26 protein-coding genes are annotated in these 25,093 nt (G+C 62.9%); 15 read left to right on the plus strand and 11 right to left on the minus strand.

Annotated features, from left to right (window positions below):
• Positions 1-106 precede the first annotated feature (106 nt).
• The 10 genes from UUA_RS05265 to UUA_RS05310 form a co-directional block, all read right to left on the minus strand.
• On the minus strand, positions 107-1,390 hold the full coding sequence (locus tag UUA_RS05265; RefSeq protein ID WP_202946894.1) for a hypothetical protein: 1,284 nt from the start codon (positions 1,388-1,390) through the stop codon (positions 107-109).
• Positions 1,391-1,478: 88 nt separating this feature from the next.
• Positions 1,479-2,258, minus strand: a complete 780-nt coding sequence (locus UUA_RS05270) for a hypothetical protein (protein WP_008434878.1) — start codon at positions 2,256-2,258, stop codon at positions 1,479-1,481.
• A gap of 56 nt (positions 2,259-2,314) precedes the next feature.
• Positions 2,315-2,941 (minus strand): hypothetical protein, encoded by a 627-nt coding sequence (locus UUA_RS05275; RefSeq protein ID WP_008434879.1) that lies wholly within the window; start codon positions 2,939-2,941, stop codon positions 2,315-2,317.
• 272 nt (positions 2,942-3,213) lie between these two features.
• A complete protein-coding gene (locus UUA_RS05280; protein ID WP_008434881.1) occupies positions 3,214-4,218 on the minus strand; it encodes a DUF6236 family protein in 1,005 nt (334 codons plus the stop codon).
• A gap of 75 nt (positions 4,219-4,293) precedes the next feature.
• A complete protein-coding gene (locus tag UUA_RS19265; RefSeq protein ID WP_155943238.1) occupies positions 4,294-4,641 on the minus strand; it encodes a hypothetical protein in 348 nt (115 codons plus the stop codon).
• Positions 4,642-4,720: 79 nt separating this feature from the next.
• Complete coding sequence (locus UUA_RS18750) at positions 4,721-6,046, minus strand: AAA family ATPase (protein WP_008434884.1); 1,326 nt, start codon at positions 6,044-6,046, stop codon at positions 4,721-4,723.
• A 213-nt stretch (positions 6,047-6,259) separates the two neighbouring features.
• Complete coding sequence (locus UUA_RS05295) at positions 6,260-8,215, minus strand: DUF3732 domain-containing protein (protein ID WP_008434887.1); 1,956 nt, start codon at positions 8,213-8,215, stop codon at positions 6,260-6,262.
• Positions 8,212-8,700 carry a three component ABC system middle component gene (locus tag UUA_RS05300; protein WP_008434888.1) on the minus strand — a complete coding sequence of 163 codons (489 nt, stop codon included), beginning with the start codon at positions 8,698-8,700 and terminating at the stop codon, positions 8,212-8,214. Before UUA_RS05300 ends, UUA_RS05295 begins: the two co-directional genes overlap by 4 nt.
• Positions 8,697-9,920, minus strand: coding sequence for an ABC-three component system protein (locus tag UUA_RS05305; RefSeq protein ID WP_008434890.1), 1,224 nt, complete (start codon positions 9,918-9,920; stop codon positions 8,697-8,699). Before UUA_RS05305 ends, UUA_RS05300 begins: the two co-directional genes overlap by 4 nt.
• A 305-nt stretch (positions 9,921-10,225) precedes the next feature.
• Positions 10,226-10,900, minus strand: a complete 675-nt coding sequence (locus tag UUA_RS05310) for a hypothetical protein (RefSeq protein ID WP_202946895.1) — start codon at positions 10,898-10,900, stop codon at positions 10,226-10,228.
• A 328-nt stretch (positions 10,901-11,228) separates the two neighbouring features.
• Here UUA_RS05310 and radC point away from each other — a divergent pair, with 328 nt between their 5' ends.
• From radC to UUA_RS05330, 4 genes are all read left to right on the plus strand, one after another.
• Positions 11,229-11,735 (plus strand): RadC family protein, encoded by a 507-nt coding sequence (radC, locus tag UUA_RS05315; RefSeq protein WP_008434893.1) that lies wholly within the window; start codon positions 11,229-11,231, stop codon positions 11,733-11,735.
• A gap of 540 nt (positions 11,736-12,275) precedes the next feature.
• Positions 12,276-13,103, plus strand: coding sequence for a DUF932 domain-containing protein (locus UUA_RS05320; protein WP_008434895.1), 828 nt, complete (start codon positions 12,276-12,278; stop codon positions 13,101-13,103).
• Between the two features lie 69 nt (positions 13,104-13,172).
• On the plus strand, positions 13,173-15,197 hold the full coding sequence (locus tag UUA_RS05325; RefSeq protein ID WP_008434896.1) for a ParB/RepB/Spo0J family partition protein: 2,025 nt from the start codon (positions 13,173-13,175) through the stop codon (positions 15,195-15,197).
• 757 nt (positions 15,198-15,954) lie between these two features.
• A complete protein-coding gene (locus tag UUA_RS05330) occupies positions 15,955-16,266 on the plus strand; it encodes a DUF736 domain-containing protein (RefSeq protein WP_008434898.1) in 312 nt (103 codons plus the stop codon).
• 45 nt (positions 16,267-16,311) lie between these two features.
• Here the strand turns inward: UUA_RS05330 and UUA_RS05335 are convergent, their stop codons facing one another.
• Complete coding sequence (locus UUA_RS05335) at positions 16,312-16,602, minus strand: helix-turn-helix domain-containing protein (protein ID WP_008434900.1); 291 nt, start codon at positions 16,600-16,602, stop codon at positions 16,312-16,314.
• 378 nt (positions 16,603-16,980) lie between these two features.
• Here UUA_RS05335 and UUA_RS05340 point away from each other — a divergent pair, with 378 nt between their 5' ends.
• The 11 genes from UUA_RS05340 (at position 16,981) to UUA_RS19800 (ending at position 24,686) form a co-directional block, all read left to right on the plus strand.
• Positions 16,981-17,328, plus strand: a complete 348-nt coding sequence (locus UUA_RS05340) for a DUF2958 domain-containing protein (protein WP_008434902.1) — start codon at positions 16,981-16,983, stop codon at positions 17,326-17,328.
• Between the two features lie 342 nt (positions 17,329-17,670).
• Positions 17,671-18,438, plus strand: a complete 768-nt coding sequence (locus UUA_RS05345) for a DUF2285 domain-containing protein (RefSeq protein ID WP_008434904.1) — start codon at positions 17,671-17,673, stop codon at positions 18,436-18,438.
• Between the two features lie 83 nt (positions 18,439-18,521).
• A complete protein-coding gene (locus tag UUA_RS05350; protein ID WP_008434905.1) occupies positions 18,522-18,818 on the plus strand; it encodes a helix-turn-helix transcriptional regulator in 297 nt (98 codons plus the stop codon).
• Positions 18,819-18,844: 26 nt separating this feature from the next.
• On the plus strand, positions 18,845-19,672 hold the full coding sequence (locus UUA_RS05355) for a replication initiator protein A (protein WP_039953600.1): 828 nt from the start codon (positions 18,845-18,847) through the stop codon (positions 19,670-19,672).
• 289 nt (positions 19,673-19,961) lie between these two features.
• Positions 19,962-20,600 carry a ParA family partition ATPase gene (parA, locus tag UUA_RS05360; RefSeq protein WP_008434907.1) on the plus strand — a complete coding sequence of 213 codons (639 nt, stop codon included), beginning with the start codon at positions 19,962-19,964 and terminating at the stop codon, positions 20,598-20,600.
• Complete coding sequence (locus tag UUA_RS05365) at positions 20,597-20,848, plus strand: hypothetical protein (protein ID WP_008434910.1); 252 nt, start codon at positions 20,597-20,599, stop codon at positions 20,846-20,848. The genes parA and UUA_RS05365 overlap by 4 nt, the downstream gene beginning before the upstream one ends.
• On the plus strand, positions 20,845-21,366 hold the full coding sequence (locus UUA_RS05370; RefSeq protein WP_039953602.1) for a DUF2840 domain-containing protein: 522 nt from the start codon (positions 20,845-20,847) through the stop codon (positions 21,364-21,366). Before UUA_RS05365 ends, UUA_RS05370 begins: the two co-directional genes overlap by 4 nt.
• Positions 21,363-21,950: a S26 family signal peptidase gene (locus UUA_RS05375; RefSeq protein ID WP_008434915.1), complete on the plus strand. Its 588-nt coding sequence runs from the start codon at positions 21,363-21,365 to the stop codon at positions 21,948-21,950. The genes UUA_RS05370 and UUA_RS05375 overlap by 4 nt, the downstream gene beginning before the upstream one ends.
• On the plus strand, positions 21,947-22,390 hold the full coding sequence (locus UUA_RS18760) for a hypothetical protein (protein ID WP_081491502.1): 444 nt from the start codon (positions 21,947-21,949) through the stop codon (positions 22,388-22,390). Before UUA_RS05375 ends, UUA_RS18760 begins: the two co-directional genes overlap by 4 nt.
• On the plus strand, positions 22,387-24,348 hold the full coding sequence (locus UUA_RS05380; protein ID WP_008434916.1) for a relaxase/mobilization nuclease and DUF3363 domain-containing protein: 1,962 nt from the start codon (positions 22,387-22,389) through the stop codon (positions 24,346-24,348). The genes UUA_RS18760 and UUA_RS05380 overlap by 4 nt, the downstream gene beginning before the upstream one ends.
• 182 nt (positions 24,349-24,530) lie before the next feature.
• Positions 24,531-24,686 carry a hypothetical protein gene (locus tag UUA_RS19800; protein ID WP_167316976.1) on the plus strand — a complete coding sequence of 52 codons (156 nt, stop codon included), beginning with the start codon at positions 24,531-24,533 and terminating at the stop codon, positions 24,684-24,686.
• Positions 24,687-25,093: the final 407 nt, after the last annotated feature.

Consider the following 25,093-nt stretch of genomic DNA (forward strand, 5'->3'; position numbering starts at 1 on the left):
CCCATCGGGTTGTGTGCGGAGCTGGAGCGTGAGGCTTGCCTGCGTGATCTTTGAACAAGTGGTGGAGAGCTTGTCTGGTTCCACTCGGCGGTTACTGCGAGGCCTGTTAGAGCCAATGGCGCTCTTCATCCACGACGAGCTGCTGCATTGTGTCCAAATCAATTGCCTGGGCCGACCTGCGGCGAATTTCGATCTTTTCAGGTGTCATCTCCGACTGCAATTCGGCTTGCGTACATTCTTCCAGCGCTCGCTGGAACTCCAGTTCATCGGCACGGGCGAAGAGCACATGTTGACGAGCATCGTCGATCAACATCAACCTCACAGGATTGAGGCGCAGCAAATGACGCCAGCGGCGATCCAGGGACACGAAGTAGGGAATGAAGAAGGAGCCGACTTGACTGACCGTGGCGATTTGTTCCATGACACGAAGAAGCGTCATGTCCCAGGCCATACCGCGAATCTCCTTCAGCATTTCGTGGGACCGGCCTATGATGGGGCCGAAGAACGGTGATCCCTGGTTGGAGGTCATGCCGCTCCAGATCAACCGTATTTCAGTGAGCTGGATTGCCCCTAGCTTATGGATGCTAAAACGGAGCAATTCGCGCAGGATCCGCTTTTTGTCCTTTTTGCGCTCCTCGTGCCACAGTCGTGCGAATCGCAGCAATAGAGCCTGCGTTCCCGCACTCTTGGCTTCTTGATGAGTGATCAGCTTACTGGCGTGTAGTTCCACAAGATAGTTTTCGGCTTCAGGCCGTAGCATGACCTTCAGATCTTGACTTGGAACATCGAAAGCTAAGCGGTCGGGAGCATCACGAAAGGCATCCCAATCCACGTGGTCGAGCATGCGGAAAGCGATCAGTGTATTCAAAGGGCGCTTATTGGAAGGATCGTCACGAGCCAGGCGCACGTTTTCGATGAGGAACGGCACTACATCGAATTGCACGCGGCGATTTCGAGCCTTGAGCATGAGGAGCTCGATAACCCTGTCGCGATCAGCCTTCTGGATGTTTTCGCCGGCAATGACTGCACGTATCTTCTCTGCGAAATTCGAGTCGAAGCTGAGTGAAAAGTCGATGAGTACATTCGACCTACCACCCGTGAGGTGCGCTTGGACACTTGTTCCAGCCGACAGGAAGAACGCACGTGGGCCCTCGAAAAATGAGGTCACATAGTCGTTCGAGAACACACTAAGACCGAGGTCTAGGTCGACCGCACCAGGGTTATCGGTGCAGACGACAGTGCGAATGGACGCACACTCGGCGGCGCGGTGTGTTTCGATGGTACTGAGTGCAGCTTCGTCACGGTTAAGGAGGGCTGACAGTAGGGCGTCGGCAATGGGGATATCGGGCATAAGCTGCTCAACTGATGTGCGCGTCGATGGTTTGGTCAAGCGGCTCCACTTTTTCGGTTTCGGCCGGCCACGGCACCTCGAAAAAGTAGCGCTGTCATAGCCCATCACTTTCCTATCGCCATGGGCTTTAGCGCCATGCGAACTTCGGCTTATCCTGTGGCGTGACTTCCGCACCACAAAGCTTCATTGCATGCGCTAGGAGACGCCAGAACTCCTCGTAGTCCTGGTTGTGCATCGCATCGTCCGCCACACTGAAGAAGGGGACCGGACGATTTGCGTCGTGGTGGGTGTTGGCCACGACGATCTCACGGATGTGCATCAGTCTGAAGCGAAGGAAATCCGAGTAGAGTAGCTTGGTCGTTACGTCCATGATTTCCGGGGACAGGTAACTGGCATAGATCTGAAGCGTCGTCGTGATTTCGTCCACCCCTTCCTTCGCTGCTCGCTCCAGCATGCTGAACCATCGGATTTCCTCGAACGAACCGTCCGCGTAGGGTGATGCCGAATTCAGGTCGAGCGATGCGAGGACCTTGCGGCGATCGGGGTCGAGCAGATCCAAAGGTGACTCCGGGGGATCGCATTGCCGACGCCAGATTGAGTCATTGGTGATCGGATGGATCGCGTGCTGAAACTCCCTCAGCAACTGACGAATGCCGATGGCAGCTATGCGTTCCTTGGTCTTCTTCCGGATGGCCTGTTCGCGCTTGTTGCGCGAGGTCACCAGCATCGACGTGATCAAGGCGAGGAAGCCGATCGCCAGAACGACCCAGCCGAATGGCGTGATCTTCGAGAAGCCGGAGGCATCTGGAGACCACTTGGGTGAACCAATGATTGCGGCAACCGCGGCCAGAAACGCCACGATCGGCGGCACGTAATCGAGAATTTTGAAGCGGTAGTTTTTTCGCATGGAGTTACCGGCCCGGCGCGATGTTCGGTTTCGTAGTAGGGCGAGAATAAACAGCCTTAGTCCCCAGGGCGAAGCGGACTTCCCTTGGGAATCCACGGTTCCCAGAGAACATGCCGCCAATCATGTTGGAAGGTGGCCCTGAGCGACGCCATACCTTGAGCGGTCAACAGCAGGTTGTACTTGCAGAGAATCTCATCAAGGGTCCGCAGGGCGGCGTCGATCTCGTTGAACCTGGGCAGACGACGGATCTTGCCTGGCGAATTCCGATGCGCGATGCGTTTGTTCACGAAACGTCGGACGCGTTCGCTACTGTCTTCGATCCGACGCAGATCGGTGCGAATTGCCTGCTGCGACAGGAATGCGCGTCCCGGCCCCACGACATTATCGAACGTGGAATGCCCATATTCGGCACCGGGCACGGGGACGTACATGCGTACATGGGCGGCGCGTTCAATGATGCCTGGATTTTCCAGAATTTCGTAAAGCATCCGCCAGAGCGAATGCGAACTGTTGGATTGATCCGTGAAACTACGGATGCCGATCGACACGGTCGCCACGTAGTTCGAGCACATCCAGCCGAAGAAGTCGCCCGGCAGAAGTACCTTCGGGTTCTGCTTCGCGACTTCCTGCAGGTCCCAGAATATCTCCTGGCTTGCGAGCAGGCTCGTCAGATCGCGACGCATGCCGGGCAACCAGCGCTTCCATCGCAGACGCAGCTTGGGATGGAGTGTGGGGGTCCTTTGAAGCGTGCTAGGTCTTCTGCGGCGAGGTGCGTTCTTCATTGTCGGTGGTGTTGATAAGCTGCCTTGTTGTTCTTACCACCGTAGCTGTCCCACTGCACAGCAGTTACGCGAGCGGGGAACGCATTGACTTCGGGCCAGTTGCGTAGGCCGGGAATAGCGGCGATCAGGTCGATGATGGATGTAAGAGCCTGTTCAAACCCCTTAGACATCGCCTATGCGGCACTAAAGGCCTGTCTCACATGGGCAACGTAGGCCAATGGACGATTCCGGATCGCCCTGGGTCCTCGGATACTGGCGATCGCCATGTAAGCAGCACCTGCCAGCGTCAAGGCGGAACCAGCGTAGGCGGTTGTGTTGCCTAGGTCCGTTGCATAAGCCGTAAATCCAGCGCCAAAGAGTGGCGCAAGTGAACCAAGTATCACTTGTCCGAACGCCCGCTGCATGGATTCTTTGATCTCGGCGATGCGCTGCTCGCAGTCCTGGAGGAATGCTTCGTTGGCTTCGGTGCGATCAGTGGCATCACGAAGTAAGGCCACTCTAGTGCAATGGGCTTCGACGAGTGTGCGGAAGCGTTGCAGGCGAGGGCCGTGCCGTCGTTTGAAACGGAGCAACGTGGCCACATCCACCGGCCCGGTGGGGGCGGGCAATAGGTTGTCGAGGACCACGCCACGAACCTCCTGCCTACGCGCGGGATACTGCCCCATCTGCCCTACACGTGGTTGCAGGTACCGAGCGAAGGCCGCCTGGTTCGTCACTGGAGCTGCATCGACTTCGGGAATTGCTCCGAGGCACGCGGCCAAGTAGGCCATGAACAGGTTTGCTGTCGTGCTTTCCACATCGTACCAATTCCAATCGATCTGCCTCGCAAGTCTTGATGCCACCAAGAACTCCGGTATTGCGCCGAGCTTCTCCGCGTGAATACGGCTCATACGGCCGGTTGGAACGTTGAGCTGAGAGCGTCGCTGCAATCGGTGCTCGACTAATTGGATGAAGCTCTCATCGAATCGTGGAATCTGATGTATATACCGACCGGGAGTGACGGGTTCGACGAGACCTTCCGTGAGAAGCTTCCGCATGAAGCCGCTCATTTGTTCCGGGCGGTCCAGGTAGTCCAGCGGCACGATGGATGAGAGCTTGTCCCAGTAGAGGAGTGACTTGACCGTCCACGCCTCGTTCGGAAGCGCGATGTATGGAAAGAAGAGTGCATTGCTGCGCATGATCCGTGCCCTTGTGCACCGTCGCAACGAAGAGAGACGCCTTCCAACTTTACGCCTCAAAGTATGGTGCCGACATCAAGGCACTTCATAGACATAGTTTTGTCGACCTGGCCAACTTGATACTGTTGCACGGACGCGGTCTTTAGCGCGCTCGAGGCTGTACGGAAACACCTTGGAATAGACAAGATAGTGGCTCCAGCCAAGATCAGGTGGTACCTCGGTCGCCAACAGGTTGAGTGTGTCGGGATACTCGTCATCGTCATCGACGGTAAAGGTCGGTCCGTCAGGGAAGAGTCGCGACCTAGCCAGCTCACTGATTTGTATAGCATGCGGTCGTGTTGTCTCTATCACTACGATCCCATACGTTGACAAGGCCAGCTCGATATCCAGCAGGCGAATGTCTATGAGTAGATGCACTTTCATGTCCGAGCCTCTCTGATCAGTTCACGATGAAGCTTGCAAATGTAACGCCTGCATCTTGCTTGCGAACCGCGGGTAGTACTCAAGAGGCATGATCAATGCCATACCGATGCAGTAGTTCCTGCTGAATCTGTAGCGCGGTGAGCTTCTTCTTACCGGAGTCCGTTTTCACATAGACTTCCTGGCTCCCGGTTGCGAACAGGAGCGATTGACGAATGGACGGAATTCGGATCTCCACAAGATAGAGACCGCGTATCGCTTGGACGCCATCACTTATCGGATGAAGTTCGATGCGATATCGCGTGGGGGCAAGTGAGGGCGTAATCTGATGCAGTTTCTCGGTGACGACGCGCCGCAGCTCGTCGCATTCCCGATCGGTGAGGTTGACTCCGGTGATGGCCCGGTCCTCGTCGCGAACGCCCCAGTAGATGGCACCTTCCTGGGGTGTTCCAGCGTTGAGGAAAGCGACCACATATTGATCGACCACACCCTTAATGGCGGCAAGCGGATTTTCACCCTTGACTTCCTTCAGTTCGCACGCGCGGGTTTCCTGCTCTGGGAAGACGTGACCCTTGATCCATTTGGGGCGTTTGCGTATCGGTAAGTGAGGCCGTTGGAGTTCTAGAAGATAGTTGTAGTAGGCGAGAGACGATGTCTCCGCCGAGGCGCGCTCCAACATGGTCATGGGGTGATCGGGAAACGCCACGCGATTGTTGGTCAAGACAATGACCTGCGTTGTTTCGGCGAGTGATTCAAGAAGTGCCCTCGGAAAGTCGAGCATGTCGTGGGACATCGTTTCAAAGAACTCTTCCACGATGAGCGGCGGGTTCTGCTTCGAGGTGCGCCGAACAACGAACTCGTCGAGCAACATGCCGAGCGACTGTTGTCCGCCGGAGGCGCGGGCATCTCGGAACATGCCGTTCGCGCGTATATCGAGCCACGATTGACTCTGCCTCAAGCTGTCAGGGAGCAGCGACTCGACGCGATGGGGAACCAGCGGCAAGGGCTGCCATCTTCCCGGATCTCGGCGAAGCAGAAGCCGGGGGGCATCGGGATTCGAGAGCATTGCGCGCAGGCGCTCGCCCAACGGTGCAGCGGGGTTGCCGTCGTCGCTGGTGGCAACATGCTGTTCGACATGGGGGTGGCCTTCGCGATCTAGGGACACCGTCAACATGAGATCTTCGGCGACGCCCTCTTCATGGAGGGACACGTTTACCGTCGAAGGCCCAGTGCCTGCGGCATTTATGCGAACCGCCGATTTTCCGATTAAGGCGGCGACCACCGCACCCACAAGTTGTGTCTTGCCGGCACCGTTGTCGCCGCAGATGACGTTCATGCCTTCCTTGAAGGTCATGTCGAACTGGTCGAACGATCCAAAATTTCTAAGAGAGAGCTTGCCAAAGAACATGATCCGAGAGCTCCTATAACCCGTGCCGTGTCCCGCGGAACATGCGGATGCAGATGGCCAGTTCATCAGTCGTCAGCAACCTGGATTGGTTTTTATCCGTGGCGCTCATGCGTCGTCGCTCCCGTATGTCCAATTGATGCCCGGAGTATGGAAAGGCGAGGGGGCGATACGACAGCCCCCGACTGCTGCCCGGCTTGAGGGTTGCTTACGGGATCAGTTCACCGTTTCCGTCGGCCAATCCTCGGGAACCAACGCAGGCGGCTTGGTCCACGGCTGTTCCACCAACGCGTCCTGGAACCACTGCTCACGCAGGTTCGCATGCTCGGTGACGATCAACTGGAAGCCGGGGACGTCCTCTTGGGTGAACTTCAGCAACAACTCGAACAACCGGCGCACCGCATCGAGGTCGGCGTCGGCTTCAGTGTTCTGCACCGAGCCATCGGCGTTCTTATAGAGCTGCTCGGACGGGAAGTAGACCTGGGTCGGCTGATCGATCAGCAGGAACCGCGGAATCGGGCGATTGTTTTGGGCTGCGAACAGATGCAGAGCGAGTAGTGCCGACAGGTGGTAGGCCAAGTGGTTTTCACCGCCACCGGTCCGGCCCATCGGGACTGGACGCTCGGGTCGATCGAAGATGATCGTCATTTGCGGCAGATTAAGCCGCGCAGGGTAGGGGCCGAATTCAGCGTTGAACTTCTGGATGTAGCGCGACACCTGTGCGGATATGTTGTTGAGGATCGAAGTCAGGCGTTCGTTGCTGTCGTCGGCGCCGATTTGGTCCTCAAGCTGCTTCACCTTGTTGCTGAGGCGGCGATTTTCCGCTTCCAGCTTGGCAAGATCCTCGTTCGGGAGGAGGGTTTCCAGGAACAGGCTGATGCGGCCGACCACGCGCGCGGCAGCGTTGTTGCGGCTGCCCATCTGGGCGATGACCTCGTTGGCCGAGATCGCCGCAGACAGTTCCGCTTCCTTCTGCTTGATGTTGCCCGCGATCTCGTCCGCTTTGCCGGTCAGTTCGGTCAGATAGGCTTCGAGTTTCGGGCGCTGGCCAGTGGCGATGCGCAATTCCTTGTCGAGCGATGCCAGCTCGTTGAGCAGGACGACGGCGACCGGGGATTCCAGCGCCAGGTTCCGTTCGCTGAATGGCCACTGCCATTCGCCGCTGTCAGAATTCTTCGGCAGCGCCTTGATCGAGGCCAGTCGGTCCATCTGTTCGGCGGCCTCGCTTTCGTAGCCGCCCGCCCGTTTGGCGAACTGTCGTGCTGCGTCGATCCTGGTCTGGGTGTCGCGGCGATCTTGTCGCAGCTGGCTCAGTTCTTCTTCCAGAAGCGAAATCCGACTACCGTCGTCGTCGGCTACCGTTTCGGGTTTCCACGATAGCGTTGACCTCAACGCGTCAATGACGCCGTCGGCACCCGGGTTCCCGTCGGTGTGGCCGATGACACCGACCGTCCGGGCTTCCGAGTAGAGGCCGATAGCCTGCTCGTGCGACGTATCGACGGTATCGCGTGCCTGTTCCAGCTTCTTGTTGCTGATCCTCAGGTCCCGTTGCGCCGTGCGTAGCCTGGATTCCAATTCATAGCGGTCGTGGGAGGACACGCCGAGCAGAATCGGCAGCGTGTCGCGGATCGCTTGTGGCTGGAACGGCTCGTTCTGGCGGTAGAAAAGCTGGTCTTTGTTGGCGACCAGCCCCTGCTTCTGGAACAGGTAATAGAACGTGTGCTTGACGTTCGCATCATAGCTGTCGCGACTGTGTTCGAGCGCGACCTCGGTACGGTTCTCGGGAATACCAAGCAAGCGCGACAGCAGTTCGCTGATGCTGTCGTCGTCGGTGTTGACCGCCAAGTCCTTGAGCTCGGGAATCTGCAATTGAGCACCCCTTCGCAGCATTGCCATGCTGCAACTGGCACCGCCGCCAGGTGGCGTCGGCTTGGCGACCAGCACCTGCTCCTTCTCGAACTGGTAGATCACAGCGAACCAGGCCACCTTGTCGCGGATGACGCCTTCGGGGACGTTGAACGTGGAGCGCCCCATGCAGTATTCGATGATGTCGGAGAGCGCGGACTTGCCGGTGGAGGAGCGACCGGTGATGACGTTGAGCCCGTCCACCTTGAACCGAAGGTCCCGGCGCTGGCCGTCATGGCTGTAGATGTGGATGGAGCTGATCTTCATGGACGAATTCCGAAAGTCGTATAAACGGTCGCCTGGTCGGCGATGCGTGCGAATTCTTTTCCGACGATGCGTGCCACTTTCTGGCAGGCGACAGTCTCGTCGGTTCCGTCGACTGCCTTGCGCACCTTCTTGGGCACGGTCTGGATGCGACCATCGTCCGCGACGGCGATGCAGCCTCTTTCCATCAGCAGACCGAACCCCTCGAAGGCATAGGGCAGCATCTGCGTGACCCTGTCGGCGAAGCCCACCATGACTTGCTGGTTCTTCTCCGTGGTCTTGAGCAGATAACTGCGTGGACTGCTGGCGATCACCTCACGTGAATCCTTGTGCAGGCACAGGGGCAGCACCAGCAGCGACAGCGAGAAGGGCATGCCGCGGGCGTCTTCTTCCTCGTAGCCATGCAGGGCACGGAACAGGATCAAGCCGCAGAAGGCAGGGTTGAACAAGTTCCGAATCTCGAAGGGGCGCCGATCCCATCGTTTCATGGGGCCACCCCCAGCACTTTGCCGAGACGGTCGAGGAATCTCGGGTGCCAGTAGACCCTAGGTTCGGGCGCGGCATCCGCCAGGATGTGAAAGCTGCCGCGAAGGACGTAGGGTTCCGTGACCCGTGCGCGGATGCGCAGGGATTCGATCTTCCCGGTCTCGAACTCTGCCCAGTTGTAGAGGGTCGCACCAGCTTCGCGAAGCGCGTCCTCGGCGCTGTCTTCCCTCACTTTCTCGAAGGCGACATCCTTGTAGCGGTTCCACTCGTCGGCCAGGCGATCTTCATATTCTTCAACTTCGCCCGACACCAGCAGGTTCTCGCGTGCCCAGGCCGACCGCTGCTCGAACGCCCGGTAGTAGTCCAGGATCGCGCTCCTGATCCGGCTGGAGGAAATGCCGATCTCCCGCAATTGCGCCACGAACAGGCGCGTATCGGCTTCAGTGTCGATCTCGCCGGCGGGCACCTTTCCGCGGAAGGTAATGGGGAGGTTGTCCACCTTGTATTCCTCAGCGAAGTTGGACAGCTTGTCCGAGACTTCGTAACCGAAGATTCCTTCCGTCCTGGCGCCCGTCAACTGCTTGATCACGGCGTCAGTCCACCAGCCTTCCAGCCGTTCGAAGACAAACTCGCGGTGCTCGCGGCGGATGCTCCGCATGTGTTTGTCCCTGATGGTTGCCGGGATGTCACCGATACGTGGGCTGCCGTCGAGGATCAGGATGCGTTCGAGAAAATCCTGCTTCTCGGTGTCACTCAGTTCGTTGAACGCCGTGGCGATCGGAGCGATGAGTTTCGATGTCGACTTGGTGAGTGCGGCATCGGCCAACTCGGTCAGCATGGCCGCCTCGCCGGAGGCGACAGGCTGGTCGGAAAGAAGGCGAGCAAGAAACGAGTCGGCCGATACCGTGCCGGTGGTGAACAGGAAAAACCGCAGGTTCGATGCGGCACGGCCATCGCGTTTGTATCGCGCCAGCCAAATGTTGACGGACTTCCAGAAATCGGTCGACAGGTCGGTCAACCTGTCGCCGACCGCCTTGTGCTTGAGCGAGGCCAGGGATTTGCCGCCGTCGCCGTCGATGAAATCGAGGTCGTCGTCCTTTTCCAGGAAGACGGCAGTGTCCTCAGGCAACTGCAGCAGATGCAACAGCGCGAGTCGCGCCTGGTAGATGTATCCCAGACCCTGCTCGCCGGCTGAAAACTTATCGGTGGATGCCTCGGCCATGCCCAAGTCCTTATGTCCGCTTCTTGTGGGCGGGTTCGGCGGCATAGCAGGGGAGGGCGCAGCCTTGCGCCATGGCGTACTTTGCTTCGACTCCCCTGTGACTACGGCCGCAAACCAGGTACCCAACGCCTGCCAGTCGCCAGCCATGGTAGCAAACTAGCCAGGTTGGCTTTGATATGCATTTTCGGCAACGTTCGCCCCATTATTTTCGCCTGTGACCGAAGTATGGAAAGCGAGAGGCAGGAGCGATACGGCAGGAACCCGACAACACCCAGACAGGGGTTTGGCTGAGCTACGGTCGGCGTTCATCCGCCGCATCCTGTTCGACCTTCTTGCAGATAAGATCGGTAGGCGTACTCGATCAGGTCGCGTACCAGTTCGAGCAAGCCGCTCCACGGCAGGCCATCGAATGGATCACCGTGCGCAAGCGAGTTACGAACATCGGCGAGAGTTGATTGCGAGGCATTCCTGCTGTCCGATTCGCCACGTGTCGCCCGATCACTGCGCAGCGCAGGGATGATGGACCCGCCGTAGCGTTGCGTGAAGGGAAGCTGGGTATCCGTGAGGCCATCGTTGTCCACCAGGTATTCAAGCAGGTCGTGCAACATGGGGGGCGGCCTGCGCTTGTTACCTGCCTGCGCCGGTCGTTGGTGGAAGAACTCGCCATATCGGTCTGTTAACGCCAGTTCGAGCGCGGTTAGCGCGACCAGTTCGCCAGCTTTCACCAAGTCCGCATCCAGCCACGCCAACGCGTAGAGTCGCTGGGCACGGCGGAACTTGTCGCCGACGATGCGCGGTATGGCAGGGTGCAGTCCACGGTCTGCGATGAACGTCCGCCATTCCTGGAAGTGGTGGAAGGCGAGCAGGGCGGCCGGATTCCCCGGTTGAGGCCACGGCATGGCGAAAGGCACGTCGCTGCGATCGATGTTGAATGATGCGAAGTCGGGGAGGGCCGTTGTATCCATAACCGCTTTGTCCAACTGCAAAGATCATCAATGCGATAGCGTTCCGGCGTGCCGCCGTCGGGCTCGCGGGCTGCGCCCCGCGCCTCGTGCCGAGTCGCGGCCATCCGGCTTTGATCCCTGACGCCTCCGGCCCTTGGTGGGCCTGCGCGCTCCGCTTGCCGGCGTTGTGGCGTAGTGGTGGCGGTCTTGCTGTGTCCCTTCACGGTATCACGGCGTTCTCGCCGTCAAGGGCTGCGCGTGCTTGCACGCTTGCGGCCGTAGCCGTCTTCGACCCCTGACTGCTTGCGCTGCGCCGTGAGGCACCGGTTCCGGGCAATGCCGCCCGAGCAACCGGAGCACGATCATGTCGCACATTTCCTTCCCCTCGGATGTCTCACTGCTGGTACGTGACGCACGCGGTCGCTATCAGCCGGCGACGGCCGAGCAGATCCTGGCGGCGGCGCGCCAGGTCGTCGATCAGAAGATGCAGCGCGGTGCGAACTTTGGTTCGCCGGCTGACGTGAAGGCGTATCTGCGCGCCAAGCTCGCGGGCCTGGATCACGAAGTGTTCGCAGTGTTGTTCCTCGACAATCGCCATCGGTTGATCGAGTACGTGGAGATGTTCCGCGGCACGCTCGATGGTGCCCCGGTGCACCCACGCGAGGTGGTCAAGGAAGCGCTGCGGCTCAATGCGGCGGCAGTGATCTTCGCGCACCCGCATCCCAGCGGGCACCCCGAGCCGAGCCAGGCGGACAAGGCGATTACGCTCCGGCTCAGGGAGGCGCTGGCGTTGATCGAGGTGCGTACGCTGGATCACATCGTCGTCGGTGGCAACGACACGGTGTCGTTGGCCGAACGCGGGCTGCTGTAATCCGAGGGGGCTTCGGCCCCCTTTTTTGCGGTGTCCGCTGTCGATCGACGATTCACCTTTCTGTTCACAGCGCGTGGTGCGTCGCCCGAGCGAAGCCGGGCCGCGCTGTCGTGCTGCGCATCGAGCCGCCGATGGCGTGTCGTCCTTACGGCGCCCATCGCTGACGCCTCCGGCCCGGCTCTTTGATCCGGGCCTGCGCGCTTCGCTTGCGTGGGGTCGGCGCCCACTGCGGTCGTTGCCGTGTGATCCGCCTTTCCTGACTTCATCCCCTTGTTCGCGACTGTAGCCCGCGGCCGTGCGCCGTCAAGGCGCGCCGGGCCGTGTCCTCGGCTGCGCCTGCGGGCCGCACCCACCCGGCGCTTTCCTCCTTGACGGCACCCGATCGTGCGCTCCTGACCGTCGCGGGCGATGAACTCAGGAAAGACGGTGGCAACGAGGCCGGCCCAGGTCTCCACGCCGACCCCACCGGAAGTCCAAAGCGGGCTCCGAATCTAGGAATCCGGTGGGGTTCAACAGCCAACCCTTGTCAGGAGAAAAACCATGCAACTTGCATCCCGTTTCGCATCCCATTCCCCGGTGCTGCGCTCGGAATACCCCTTGTCGGATGACCAAATCCGCGCCGTGGCCCCGTCCATCTACGCGGACGCCCCGCACCAAAGCCGCTCGCAGCGGTACGCCTACATCCCCACCGCCGCCGTGCTGGCCGAGCTGCGCAAGGAAGGGTTCCAGCCCTTCATGGTCACGCAGACCCGCGTGCGGGCCGACGACCGCCGCGATTTCACCAAGCACATGCTGCGGCTGCGCCACGCCAGCCAGATTAACGGCCGCGAAGCCAACGAAATCATCCTGCTGAATTCGCACGACGGCACCAGCAGCTATCAGCTACTGGCAGGCATGTTCCGTTTCGTCTGCAAGAACGGCCTCGTGTGCGGCGACACCGTGGCGGACGTGCGCGTGCGTCATCAGGGCGACGTGGCCGGACAGGTCATCGAGGGGGCTTACGAAGTGCTGCACGGCTTCGACCGCGCGCAGCAATCCCGCAATGCCATGCAGGCCATCAGGCTGGACAGCGGCGAGGCCGAAGTGTTCGCTCGCGCTGCGCTGGCCCTCAAGTACGACGACCCCGCCAAACCCGCGCCGATCACCGAAAGCCAAGTGCTGGCCCCGCGCCGCTTCGACGACAACCGGCCCGATCTGTGGAGCGTGTTCAACCGCACGCAGGAAAACCTGACGCAGGGCGGCTTGCTCGGCCGCAGTGCCAACGGCCACCGCCAGCGCACACGACCCGTGCAGGGCATCGACCAGAGCGTGCGCCTCAACCGCGCGCTGTGGCTGCTCGCCGAAGGCATGCGCCAATTGAAAGCCTGAATCCCCACGCGGAGGGCCGCGTGGCCCTCCGCCTTCGCTGTTGCTTCTCACTCGATAGGAGTCCGTATCATGAACGCCAAGACCCAAACCGAAACCCGCGTCCTGGAAGCGGCTGCCCCGGCGCAAAACCTGATTCTCGTCCCGCTGTCACAGCTTCGCTCGTCCAAGCGCAACGTTCGCAAGACGGCGGGTGCCTCCGTCGCCGCACTCGCCGCCAGCATTTTGCGCGTGGGCCTGCTACAAAACCTCACCGTGATTCTTGCCGCCGATGACGAGCATTACGACGTGGTGGCCGGTGGCCGTCGACTGGCCGCGCTGAAACTGCTGGCGAAGAAACGGCGCATCGCTGCCGATTACGAGGTGCCGTGCCTGCTGGTGGCCGATGCGTCGGCCCGTACCGTGAGCTTGACCGAGAACGTGCAGCGCGAAGCCATGCACCCGGCGGATCAGTTCGAGGCATTCGCCGCACTGGTGGCCGAGGGCCGACCCATCGAGGACGTTGCCGCCGACTTCGGCGTGACCCCGCTGGTGGTGCAGCGTCGCCTCAAACTCGCCAACGTGTCGCCGCGCCTGATGGCGGACTACCGGAACGATGCGGTGACGCTGGATCAGTTGATGGCGCTGGCGATCACCGACGACCATGCCGCGCAGGAAGCGGCGTTCTATGAGGCACCGGAATGGCAGCGCAGCCCGGCTGCGCTGCGCGAGCGCCTGACCGCGCGCGAGATCGACGCGCAGCATCCGCTGGTGCACTTTGTCGGCTTGGAAGCCTACACGGCGGCGGGTGGCGGTGTTCGCCGAGACTTGTTCGCGGAGAACGACAGCGGCGTCTATCTGGACGACGCCGCGCTGCTGGAACGGCTAGTGCGTGACAAGCTGGTCGCGCTGGCAGAGGAAGTCCGCGCCGAGGGTTGGGCGTGGGTCGAAGCCGTGCCGCACTTGAACCACGCCGAAAGGCAGGCATTCCATGCCGCACCACGCCGGCGGCGCGAGCCGACCGCCCGCGAAGCGCGCCACCTCACCTCGCTGCAAACGCGCATCGACAAGATCGACACGGCGCTGGAAGATGCTTACGAGGCGGAGGACGAAGACAAGGCCGACGCACTGCACCAGCGGCGCGAACAGGTCACCGGCGAATGGCAGACCGCACAGGATGCCCTGCAGGACTACGCGCCGGAGGCGCGTGGCGTGGCCGGTGCCATCATCACCATCGACCACGAGGGCGACGTGGTGGTGCATCGTGGCCTTCTGCGCGAGGCCGAGGCCAAGGCGCTGCACACGCTGGAACGGTTACGCCACAGTCTGGCCGGCGCCGAGGACGCTACCGACGACGAAGCCGAAAACCCGGAGCCGCCGCAGGCCACCAGCCTGTCCGACCGGCTGGCGCAGCGTCTGAGTGCGCACCGCACGGCTGCGCTGCAAGTCGAAGTCGCCCGGCACCCACAGGTAGCGCTGGCCGCGCTAGTGCATGGGATGGTGCAGGCCGTCCTGCAGGACGGCCACTACGGCGACGGCCTGCCGCTCGGCGTACGCCTGAGCGTGCAGGATAGGCTCGAAAACTCCGCTCTGGACTGGCCGGAATCGTCTGCCGCCGTGGCACTGCGCGAGTTGCAGCAGGCATACGGCGAGAAGCTACCGGAGGACACCGCCGACCTGTTCGCCGTACTGCTGGCGAAGCCGCAGGACGAGCTGGTGCGGCTACTGGCCGTGTGCGTGGCGGCTACGGTGGACGTGGTGACACCCCATGCTGCGCAGCCCCAGCCCGGCGCGGAACTGGCGCAGGCCGTCGGGCTGAACATGGCCGCATGGTGGAAGCCGACCGCGGAAGGCTATTTCCGCCACGTCTCCAAGGCCGTGATTCTGGAAGCCGTGGGGCAGTTTGCACCTGAGCATGTCATGCGGCTGTCCAAGCTCAAGAAGGCCGACATTGCCAACGAGGCCGAACGGCTGGCCGAGGGCACCGGCTGGATGCCGGTTGTGTTCCAGGCCGGACACGACACGGAGCCACAGGAAGGCGCGCAGGAAACGGTGAGCGAAGCGGATGCGCCGGAAGATGCGGCCGACGAGGGGGCGGCCCACGCGCTGGCCGCGTGAGATAGCCGCAGGGCTCCGGCGCAGTGCGTCGGGGCTTCTTCTCAAAACCGGGCGCGGCAGGTCTGCCGCGCCCGGTTTCAACGTCCAGAGAAAAAATCGCCCCGTCGCCGCCATCGACCAGGCGGCGACGGGGTAGGGTACACGTGCCTTGTGCGTGGTACGGCAATTGGTTGTCCGCTTAGGCGGGAAGGTTTTGATGGCACCCCGCCGCAATGGGCGGGGCGCGTGGGGCTACGCCCCGACTTGCTGCGGCAGGTTGTGCAAAGGCGTGCCGTCTTCGACGCTGACGATTCGTTGTCCACACGTCACGAAGAACGGATCACCGACACGCCGTCCGGCCCTGCTATGGAGCTTCCACACCACGCCTCAAGCACATCGCCGCAGGCTGCGGCAGGGGCGTTCTCGCTCGTCGTTGGGGTATTGACCTTGTCCGCGTCAGGGAACAAACCGGTGAAGCCGTCCCGCTGCGATGGCGAGTTGGCCACGGCTCCTTTCGGGAGAGATGGGCCCATGCGTCCTTTGGCTGTTGTGCATCCTGGCGGGGCACGGCTGCGCCTCGGGCTTCATGGCCGCAACCGTCTGGCGCAAACAATTTCCCCTCCGCTATGCGGATTCCTCGCGCAGCAAATTCTTTGCGCCTCCCGGTCCTCCACTGCGTTCCGGCCGCAAGCGGTGCAGCCAGCCCGACCCCCGCCGATCGGAGCACAACAAGGACGCGATGGGCGCGACCTTGGTTAACCCGAAAGGAGAAAACATCATGGCCAACATCGGCACCTTCACCGCTCAGAACGACGGCTTCGCCGGCACGGTTCGCACCCTGACGCTCAACGTCAAGGTCAAGTTCGTCCCCAATGACAAGGGCAGCGAAAACGCCCCCGACTTCCGCATCCAGGCGGCCGGCGGCTACGACATCGGCGCGGCGTGGAAGAAAGTCAGCCAGGCCGAGCGACCGTACCTGTCCGTGACCCTCGACGACCCTTCGTTCCCGGCGACGATCTACGCTCGCTTGATCGAGGAAGAAGGCGGCACGCACAACTTGATCTGGTCGCGCAGCAAGCCGGCAGCCTGACGGCCGCCCACCGCGCCCCGCCCCTTGCGGCGGGGCGCCTTCGTTCTAGGAGCCGGAAGCCGCCAGGCGGCCTTCCGTCTCCGTCATCAAGTCAGCCGAGCTGCATCCGAGTGCACGGGCAATCTTGAGGATGAGCACCAGTGTCGGCATGTGCTCACCACGCTCGATCTTGCCCAGATGCGAGCGTTCGATGCCTGCCTGATTGGCGAGATCTTCCTGAGCGATGCCGCGCTCCGTGCGCCGTGCGCGCACGACCGCCCCGAACGCCTTGGCCGGCTCCGCCTCGAATGTCGTGGCACCGGCCGGGCGGCCGCGCTGGATGGAACGCTTCTGCATGGGCAGAAGCGTCGATTGGCACGCCAATTAAAACCACGTTAAAGATAACTCAATAACGAATTTTGGGCTTACCATGTCAGCCGCTTTGGTCTCGGCGTGCCCAGCCGGATCGACGCTTTTGTGGGTTCGAGGATTTTCGCGAATGCGCATCGGTGGCTTTGCTGACTTCCACAAATCCGCATCGGTACTTGTGTGCTTCGACGGATGTGCAGACATGCGCATTCGTGCTTCTGCACGAATGCGCGGAACCGGATCGGCGGATACCCGCATCCTTCCAAAAGCGCATGTACGCCTTGGTAGTTGGGTGCGGTTTTGCACCGGCGTCGGCACAAAGGAAAGCGGTACTCCGGTGGGGCGATCCTTGCTGGAATAGCGACGATGAATCCCTTCATCACCGACGACGAACGTACCCAGCTGTTGGCCAACGGCCAGGCCCGCGCCACCGCGCAGGACTTCGATCCGCTGCCGGTGGTCAAGCTGTTTACTCCGGACGCACACGCGACCTGGCTGCTGGCTGCGCTCGATCCCGCCGATGGCGATACGGCCTGGGGTCTGTGCGACTTGGGTATCGGCATGCCCGAGCTAGGCACGATCCGGCTGTCGGAGCTCGCGGCCATCGTCGGCCCGTTGAATCGGCCGGTTCTGCGCGATCAGCATTTCCAGCCCACGCGTACGCTGTCGGGATACACACGGCTGGCCCAACTCAACGGGTCGATCCTCGACTGACCGCCCTCGGTGCGCGATCCAATCCCCGCCAAACCGGGCGTATTGTGTCTATTTCGGTCTGGCTACAGATCGAGTCCGCATCAATCGGCACTCTGTACGCCGTCCCGTACCACTCGGACGCAATCAGTCGTTATCGCATTGCCGATGTTATGCACTGTGTCCGATGCGGTACGCGAAAAATGACGCGCACCGCCGTCGCACCCGCACGAGCCACGCAATACGTCGGAGTCAAACGGTCTTGATCTTCCCAACGCCTCACCGATCGCTATGACGTTTTGACGATCGCGCGCCGGTTCGTGGACGCCCATTGCGACGCCCTGCGTTGCCACAGGAGTCCGCGCCATGACCGATTCCCGCCACGATCCCTGGCGTCCCAGCGCCGCTTACCTCTACGTGTTGCATCTGGACGGCCCCGCGCTCGCCTGGGAATACCTTCGCCGCCATCCCGACTACTACCGCGACTGGCGGCGCCACCATCGCCGACCGACTGGTGCCGTAGCGCAACGCTGGGGTTTGCGCGGGCTTGAAATCCCAGGCTTGGATGCGCGCGACGTGCATCCGGTCTGGTGTCCCGAGCCGGCCGGTGTCGTGCAGCTCCACCCCGACTTGGCGCCGGCGCCCGACACGGCGTCGTTCGATCTCTGGCGCATCGCTGGCCACAAACACCTGTTCCATGACGGCAAGCACCTGGCGCTGACCATCTGGGTGCCGGGCCGCTGGCGGCGCTTCGCACTCGCCCCGGCGCTGGCGCACGGCATGCCTTATGTGCGTGCCGTCCACCCTGATGATCCCGGGATGTCATTGCCTGCGGATGAGCGCGCGCCGTGGGCCTTGTGCGTGGCGCGGCCAAGCCGCACCGCATTGCTGGAGGCGCACACCTTGCAGGCGCTGGACGGCACGCTGGCGGGTGCCAGGTTACGCGAAGTGGCCGAGGCGTTGTATGGGCCGGCGACCGTCGCGGCCGACTGGCATGCCGACAGCGCGTTGCGCGCCCGCGTGCGCCGGCTGGCGCAGCGCGGCACCGTGCTGATGCGTGGCGGCTACCGCCGCCTACTCCACGATACATCCGCTGCACAGGGACGTTTGCATGTCCCCACAAAACGTCCCTGAGCAAGCGCCCCATCTTTCCTGAGACTGCCTCCATCCGGCGGCGATAGCGCCGCCGGCGCTCTCAACCGATGGAGGCTCACCCCATGCGACCCGTTCCTGTGCGGCCCTATGCCGCCCACACCACTGCACCACAACCCGCCGCAGCCGGCCAACCGGCGCGCTACCTGACCAATGATGAAGCCGCCGGATACCTGCGGCTGTCGCCGCGCACGTTGGAGAAACAGCGCGTGATTGGCGACGGGCCGCGCTTTCGCAAGTTTGGCCGGCGCGTCATGTACGCCGTCGTCGACCTCGATGCCTGGGCCGATGCGCGCAGCTTCGAGGCCACGTCCGACCCCGAGTACGCCGAGCGGCACTCGGCCGACAGCCGTGCGCGCTGACGGGCGGTGTGTGGGCGGCCATCGTCATGTCCCGACCGGCACGCGAACAGCTCACGCTGTTCCGCGCGTTGCCGGGCGACATGGCCCCGCGCGACAGCCAGGACCTGATGGCGTTTCCGTTCTTCTCGCTGGCGAAGTCGCGGCGCACCGCGCCGATCGACTTCCGTGGCGGCGGCGTGACTATCCGCGTGGAAGGGACGGCGGAGCACGGCATCGCCACCATCTGGGATGCGGACATCCTGATCTGGGCCGCGAGCCAGATAGTCGAAGCCCGCGACGCGGGTATCCCGACCTCGCGGCTGATGCAGGCCACGCCTTACGAGATCCTGCGCTTCGTCGGGCGCGGTACGTCGCTGCGCGATTACCAACGCCTCAAGGCCGCGCTGGATCGCCTGCAATCGACGACCGTGGCCACGTCGATCCGCGAGACCACCAGACGGCGCTTGCACCGCTTCTCGTGGATCAACGAGTGGAAGGAGCGGGCCGATGCGCGCGGCACGCCACTGGGCATCGAGATGATCCTGCCGGATTGGTTCTATGCCGGCGTGCTCGACGCCGCCCTGGTATTGACCATCGACCCGGCGTACTTCCGGCTCACCGGTGGCATCGAACGCTGGCTGTATCGCCTCGTACGCAAACACGGTGGGCGCCAGGCCGGCGGCTGGCAGTTCGACTTCGCGTACCTGTATCGCAAGTCCGGCAGCATGGCCCGGTTCTACGACTTCGCCACCGACCTGCGTGCGCTGGTGGCGAAACAGTCCTTGCCCGGCTACGTGCTCGGCATCGAGTGGACGCCCGACCGCAAAGCGGAGCTGCTGACCTTCCGGCCCGTGCCGTACGCGGCACGGGGATAACTCGGGAACAAGCGGTGAATGGCCTCGTGCTATCAGGCAACCGAAGACTCGTGCTATCGGGCAACACATCCTCGTGCTATCAGGCAACAGAATCGGCCGAAAACCCAATCACCACGCGGGTTTCCGCGGCCTCTAACTTACCTAACCTAAAAACACTAACAGGTAGTAGCGCCACGCCGTTGCAGTGGACAACTGCCGAAACCCAAAAGCAACAGCGACACCAACCACTCCAACCATCGCGTTTTCCAAGTCGATCAACGGGCCGTTTTCCGTCGTGGAGAACCGTCCCATGATCGTCGCTCTGCTCAACCAGAAAGGCGGCGTCGGCAAGACCACGCTTGCCACACACATCGCCGGCGAACTGGCGTTGCGCGGCAAGCAGGTCATCCTGCTCGATACCGATCCGCAGGGCTCGGCACTGGACTGGACACAGCGTCGAAGCCAGCAGGGGCTCCCACGGCTGTTCAGCGCCGTGGGCCTCGCACGCGAGACGCTGCACCAGGAAGCACCGGAGTTGGCACGCCGTAGCGATTACATCGTCATCGACGGGCCGCCGCGCATCGCCGCGCTGGCGCGCTCGGCGCTGCTGGCAGCCGATTGTGTGCTGGTGCCGGTGCAACCCAGTCCCTACGACCTGTGGGCGAGTGCCGAGATGGTGGCGCTGATCCGCGAGGCACAGGTGTTCCGGCCGGTGCTGCGTGCGGCCTTCGTTATCAACCGGCGCGTCAGCACCACTGTCATCGGCCGCGAGGCACGCAGTGCGCTTGCAGAACAACCGCTGCCATCGCTGCAATCGGAAATCCGTCAGCGCATCGTCTTCGCCGACAGCGTGGCGGCCGGTCAGCTTGCGCGTGAGCTGGCGCCCGACAGCACCGCTGCACGCGAAATCACGGCGCTGACCGATGAGCTGTTGCGGTGGTCGTCATGAGCCATGCACGCGGCAAGCGTATCGCCATCGGCGCACGCCCGCCGACGAATCCGCACGCCGAGGCGTGGATTCGTCAGGGCGACGGCGTCGACCTTCAGAAAGGCGACCTCTACACCGCACGTCTGACGCTCGATATCACGCCTGCGCTGCGTGCGCGCATCAAGGTCTCGGCGTTCACGCAGGGCGTGACGGTGGCCGAGCTGCTGCGCGCGTTGCTGGAGCGCGAGTTCCCGGAGCACACCCCATGAATGCGTCTTCTCAAGTGGCAGCGATCGCGCCGCCGCCCTTCGCAGCGCTCATCGATCACGAGCTGTTGACTCGGGTCTCGCTCGCTTACGTCGCGCATCGTTTCAACCTCTATCTGCGCTTCGGTGAACCGGCGTATCACGTGCAACGTGATCGTTGGCGGCGCGTGGCGGCGTTCTGGCCAGCATCGATTTTCTGTCGCATCCGCTGGGAGGCCAACGACTACGGCACGGTGCGCTGGCAGCTCATGGTGATGCAGGCATGTACGTCGATGGATGCCGCGCAGCGCATCCCCGGTGTGTGGCCGGGCGCATGCCTGCTGCTGCACGCCGAAGGCGAACGCATGGTTCGCCTCGTGCTGCCGCTCATCGACGCCATCGAGGCATTGGGCATCGCGCCGGTCGACGTATCGCCCGCTTACTGGCGCATGCTGGGCAACCGGCTCCTTGCGCATGGGCCGTTGCCGGTTTACACCGCCGAACGGCACGCCGCCTGGCTGGCGGGGAGGGCGTTGTCATGACGGTCATTCCCACCATCGACACTGCGCCACGTCCTCGCTCGCGCCGGCGCACTCGCCTCATCGTGGCGACACTGGCCGCCGCCAGCCTCGCTGCGCTGGCCTGGGCGTACTTCGTGTCGCCGTTGCCGCGTCTGGTTTACAACCCGTCCGACAGCGTGGCGGTCGGCTGGTATCGCGTCGATCCGCTCGCACGCCATGCCGGCTCGCTGTCACCTGCGATGCACGTCGGCAGCATCGTGCTGGTGCCGTTGCCGGCCGCCGTCGCTGCACTGGCCGCGCGGCGCGGCTACCTGCCATCGCGCATCCCGCTGCTCAAGCCGGTCGCCGCCGTCGCGCGGCAGCAGGTGTGCATCGCCGAGGGTAGCGTGCGCATCGACGGCGTGTCGGTGGCTGCCGCGTTGCGCATCGATGGCAGGGGCCGGCCGCTGCACACCTGGTCGGCCTGCCGGCGTCTTCGCCCTGGCGAACTGTTCCTGCTCAGTACGACCAATCCAGCGTCGTTCGACAGCCGGTATTTCGGCCCGGTACGTGCCGATGCCGTGCTCGGTGTGGCGCATCCGCTCTGGCTGGAGACGCGGCCATGACGCCGCTCGACGTCGTGCATGTGGGCCGGTGTTATGCCGTGTCGCCGCAGCCTCGCCGTGCATGCAGCGCGAGCGCATCCGCGCTGCGCTTTGCCTGGCATCCGCTGCGCCATGCTGAAGTGGTTTCCCTTGTGCAGGCGGCTTGCCCCGAGCGCGCCATGCCGATGGCATGGCAGGCGCTCGCCGGCGTGCAGGCTGCGCATCGCGCAGCGCCGCCGGGGCATCGCGTCCCCGTGCCGTCAGGCCGGGGAAAGATGCAGGGCAAGATTGAAGGGTGCGGCACCACGGTGCGCACAAAGCCTGTCTGCACATGGGGGTGGCGCGGCACGCGCCGGTACGCGGCACCGTGCTGCGAGTCGGCGCAAGGTCAGGCGCGCGCAGGAGATATCGCGTGCCTGCCACCCGCCGGCGCGATGGTCTTGGATGGAGCTTGCCGATGAGCCGGCGCGACCGCTCGGACGGCGACAACCGTTTCCGCCTCCGTCCGGGCGCGCCGAAGCAACGCGGCGATACCTTCGTCGCCCAGGTCTTGCGCCAGGCGAGCAAGGCGGCCAACACTACCGGTGGCAAGCGCGGCAAGACGCCCGGCTCCCGGCTGGGGCGCGGCCATGTGGCGGCTCGGTTCACTGGGCAGTCGCTGTCTGCAAACTCGCGGCGTGCCACCGTCAAGGTGCGGTTGGTATACCTGAAGCAGGCCGGCGCACGCTCAACCGTCACGCACCTGCGCTACATCGAGCGCGAGGGTGTAGGCCGCGACGGTGAGTCGGGCAGGGCGTACAGCGCGGCGACGGACGAAGGCGACCTGACTGCATTCGAGGAACGCGGACACGGCGACCGCCAACAGTTCCGCTTTATCGTGTCACCCGAAGACGGCGCCGAGCTGGGTGACCTGCGTACCTATACGCGCCACCTGATGGCCCGCATGGAAGCCGACTTGGGTACGCGGCTGGACTGGGTAGCCGTCGATCACTGGAACACCGACAACCCGCACACGCACATCGTCCTGCGCGGCAAGGACGACACTGGCCGCGATCTCATCATCGCGCAGGCGTACCTGACCCGCGGGCTGCGCGAGCGTGCTGCCGAACTCGCCACCGAATGGCTGGGGCCACGTACCGAACAGGAGATCCAGCGCACGCTCGCGCGGGAAGTCGAACAGGAACGCTGGACCAGTCTGGATCGCACCTTGCAGCGCGAAGCCGTTGATGGCCTGATGCACGTCGAACGTCTCAACGAGCCGCGATTGCACAGCCGGCGCGAGATGTTGATCGGCCGCTTGCAATACTTGCAGCGCATAGGTCTGGCGAGCCAACCGCAAGCCGGCACGTGGGTGATCCACATCGAGGCCGAGCCGACCCTACGGGCGATGGGCGAGCGCGGCGACATCATTCGCACCATGCAGCGGGCATTGGGTGGCACGCAGCGCGATCTGGCCGTATCCGAGCCGCGTGGGGATGGCCGTACCTTCGTTGGTCGCGTCACTGCCAAGGGGTTGGCTGACGAGCTGTACGACAAGGGTTATCTGGTGGTGGATGGCACAGACGGCAAGGCGCACTACGTGACGCTGCCGCCCCGGACGGACCTGGAGCAGTACCCGACCGGTAGCATCGTCGAGGTCAAGGGGGACGTCGGCACACGCGCCTCGGACAAGACCATCGTCGCGCTGGCCGTCGATGGTTTCTACCGTACCGACCAGCATTTGGCGGTTGCCCAAGGCCAAGCCACGCCTGGGCGCGATCCACGCGAAGTGGTCGCCGCTCACGTGCGTCGACTCGAAGCCCTGCGCCGAGCCGGCGTGGTAGAGCGTGTGGCCGAGGGACTATGGAAGGTGCCGGACGATCTACTCGAACGGGGGCGCCAATACGACAGCCAGCGCCTGGGCGGTGGCGTCGCGGTCGAACTGAAGTCACACCTGCCCATTGAGCGACAGACCCGTGTGATCGGTGCCACCTGGCTGGATCAGCAGTTGATTGGCGGCGGCAAGGGGTTGGGCGACATGGGCTTTGGTGGAGAGGTGAAGGACGGAATGCGCCAACGTACCGACTTCCTGGTAGAGCAGGGGCTAGCTGAACGGCGTGGGCAGCGACCGATTCTGGCGCGCAACCTACTGGCGACGCTGCGCAGCCGTGAGTTGGCGAAGGCCGCGCGTGACATCGCGGCCGAAACTGGATTGGAGCATCGGCCGGTGACCGACGGGCAGCGTGTGGCCGGTATCTATCGGCGCAGCGTGCTGCTGGCCAGCGGGCGCTACGCCATGCTGGACGACGGTATGGGATTCAGCCTGGTTCCGTGGAAACCGGTCATCGAACAGCGGATGGGGCAGCAGATTGCAGTAACGGTGCGCGGATCGAACGTGAGTTGGGAGATTGGTCGAATGCGAGGCCCTACGGTTGGATAACCTCATCGTTGGCCGCTGGGCACATCAGCCAGCGGCCAATGGGTGGCATGTGACCGGCATTTATCGGTGCAGCGTCATGCTCGCCAGTTGACGCGGCGCCTCGGGGTTCGGTGATCGAGCAACGGTTGGGGCTGCCCATTTCGGCAACCATCTCTTCGCAGTGACAGCTCCGGGGACACGACATGCCCGCGACGGTGGCGTCGGCCGACACGAAGACCAGCGTGGTCGATGTGACCGCTGAAGGTATGGCCTTGAAGGTGCATTTCCCGCCGTCGGTCACGGCCAACCTCAAGACAGGTGACAAGATCACGCTGCACATGGGCTACAGCAGACCGTGAATCACCTGAACCCACCTCCAGAGTTGAAGGTGTCAGGTCACACGGGTAAGCTCGTTTCATGACCGTCTCGCTGCGTCTGCTCGCTCGTTCACGTCGCCTCCGGGCGATGGGCGTGTTGGCGTGGCTGATGCTGGTCGTCAACTCATTGGCCGCTGCACCGATGGGTATGACGGGAGGTCCTCACTCTCATTCTATGCACACAACGGTTGCGGCGGTCAGTGAACCCTGTCATCACCACGTCGCCGCCAAGGGATCCCAATCCAGTTGTGACGATCAGTCCGGTTGCTGTGGTGGCGCGGCGGGGCATGCCTGCACTTGTGCCGCGATGTGCAGTACCACGTTGACCCCCGGGGCCACGACTGTTCCCGTTTCGACCCCCATCACAGCCCGTTATGCCATGCCGCTGC

Origin of the sequence: Rhodanobacter thiooxydans LCS2 (assembly GCF_000264375.1) — a bacterium.
Taxonomy (GTDB): domain Bacteria; phylum Pseudomonadota; class Gammaproteobacteria; order Xanthomonadales; family Rhodanobacteraceae; genus Rhodanobacter; species Rhodanobacter thiooxydans.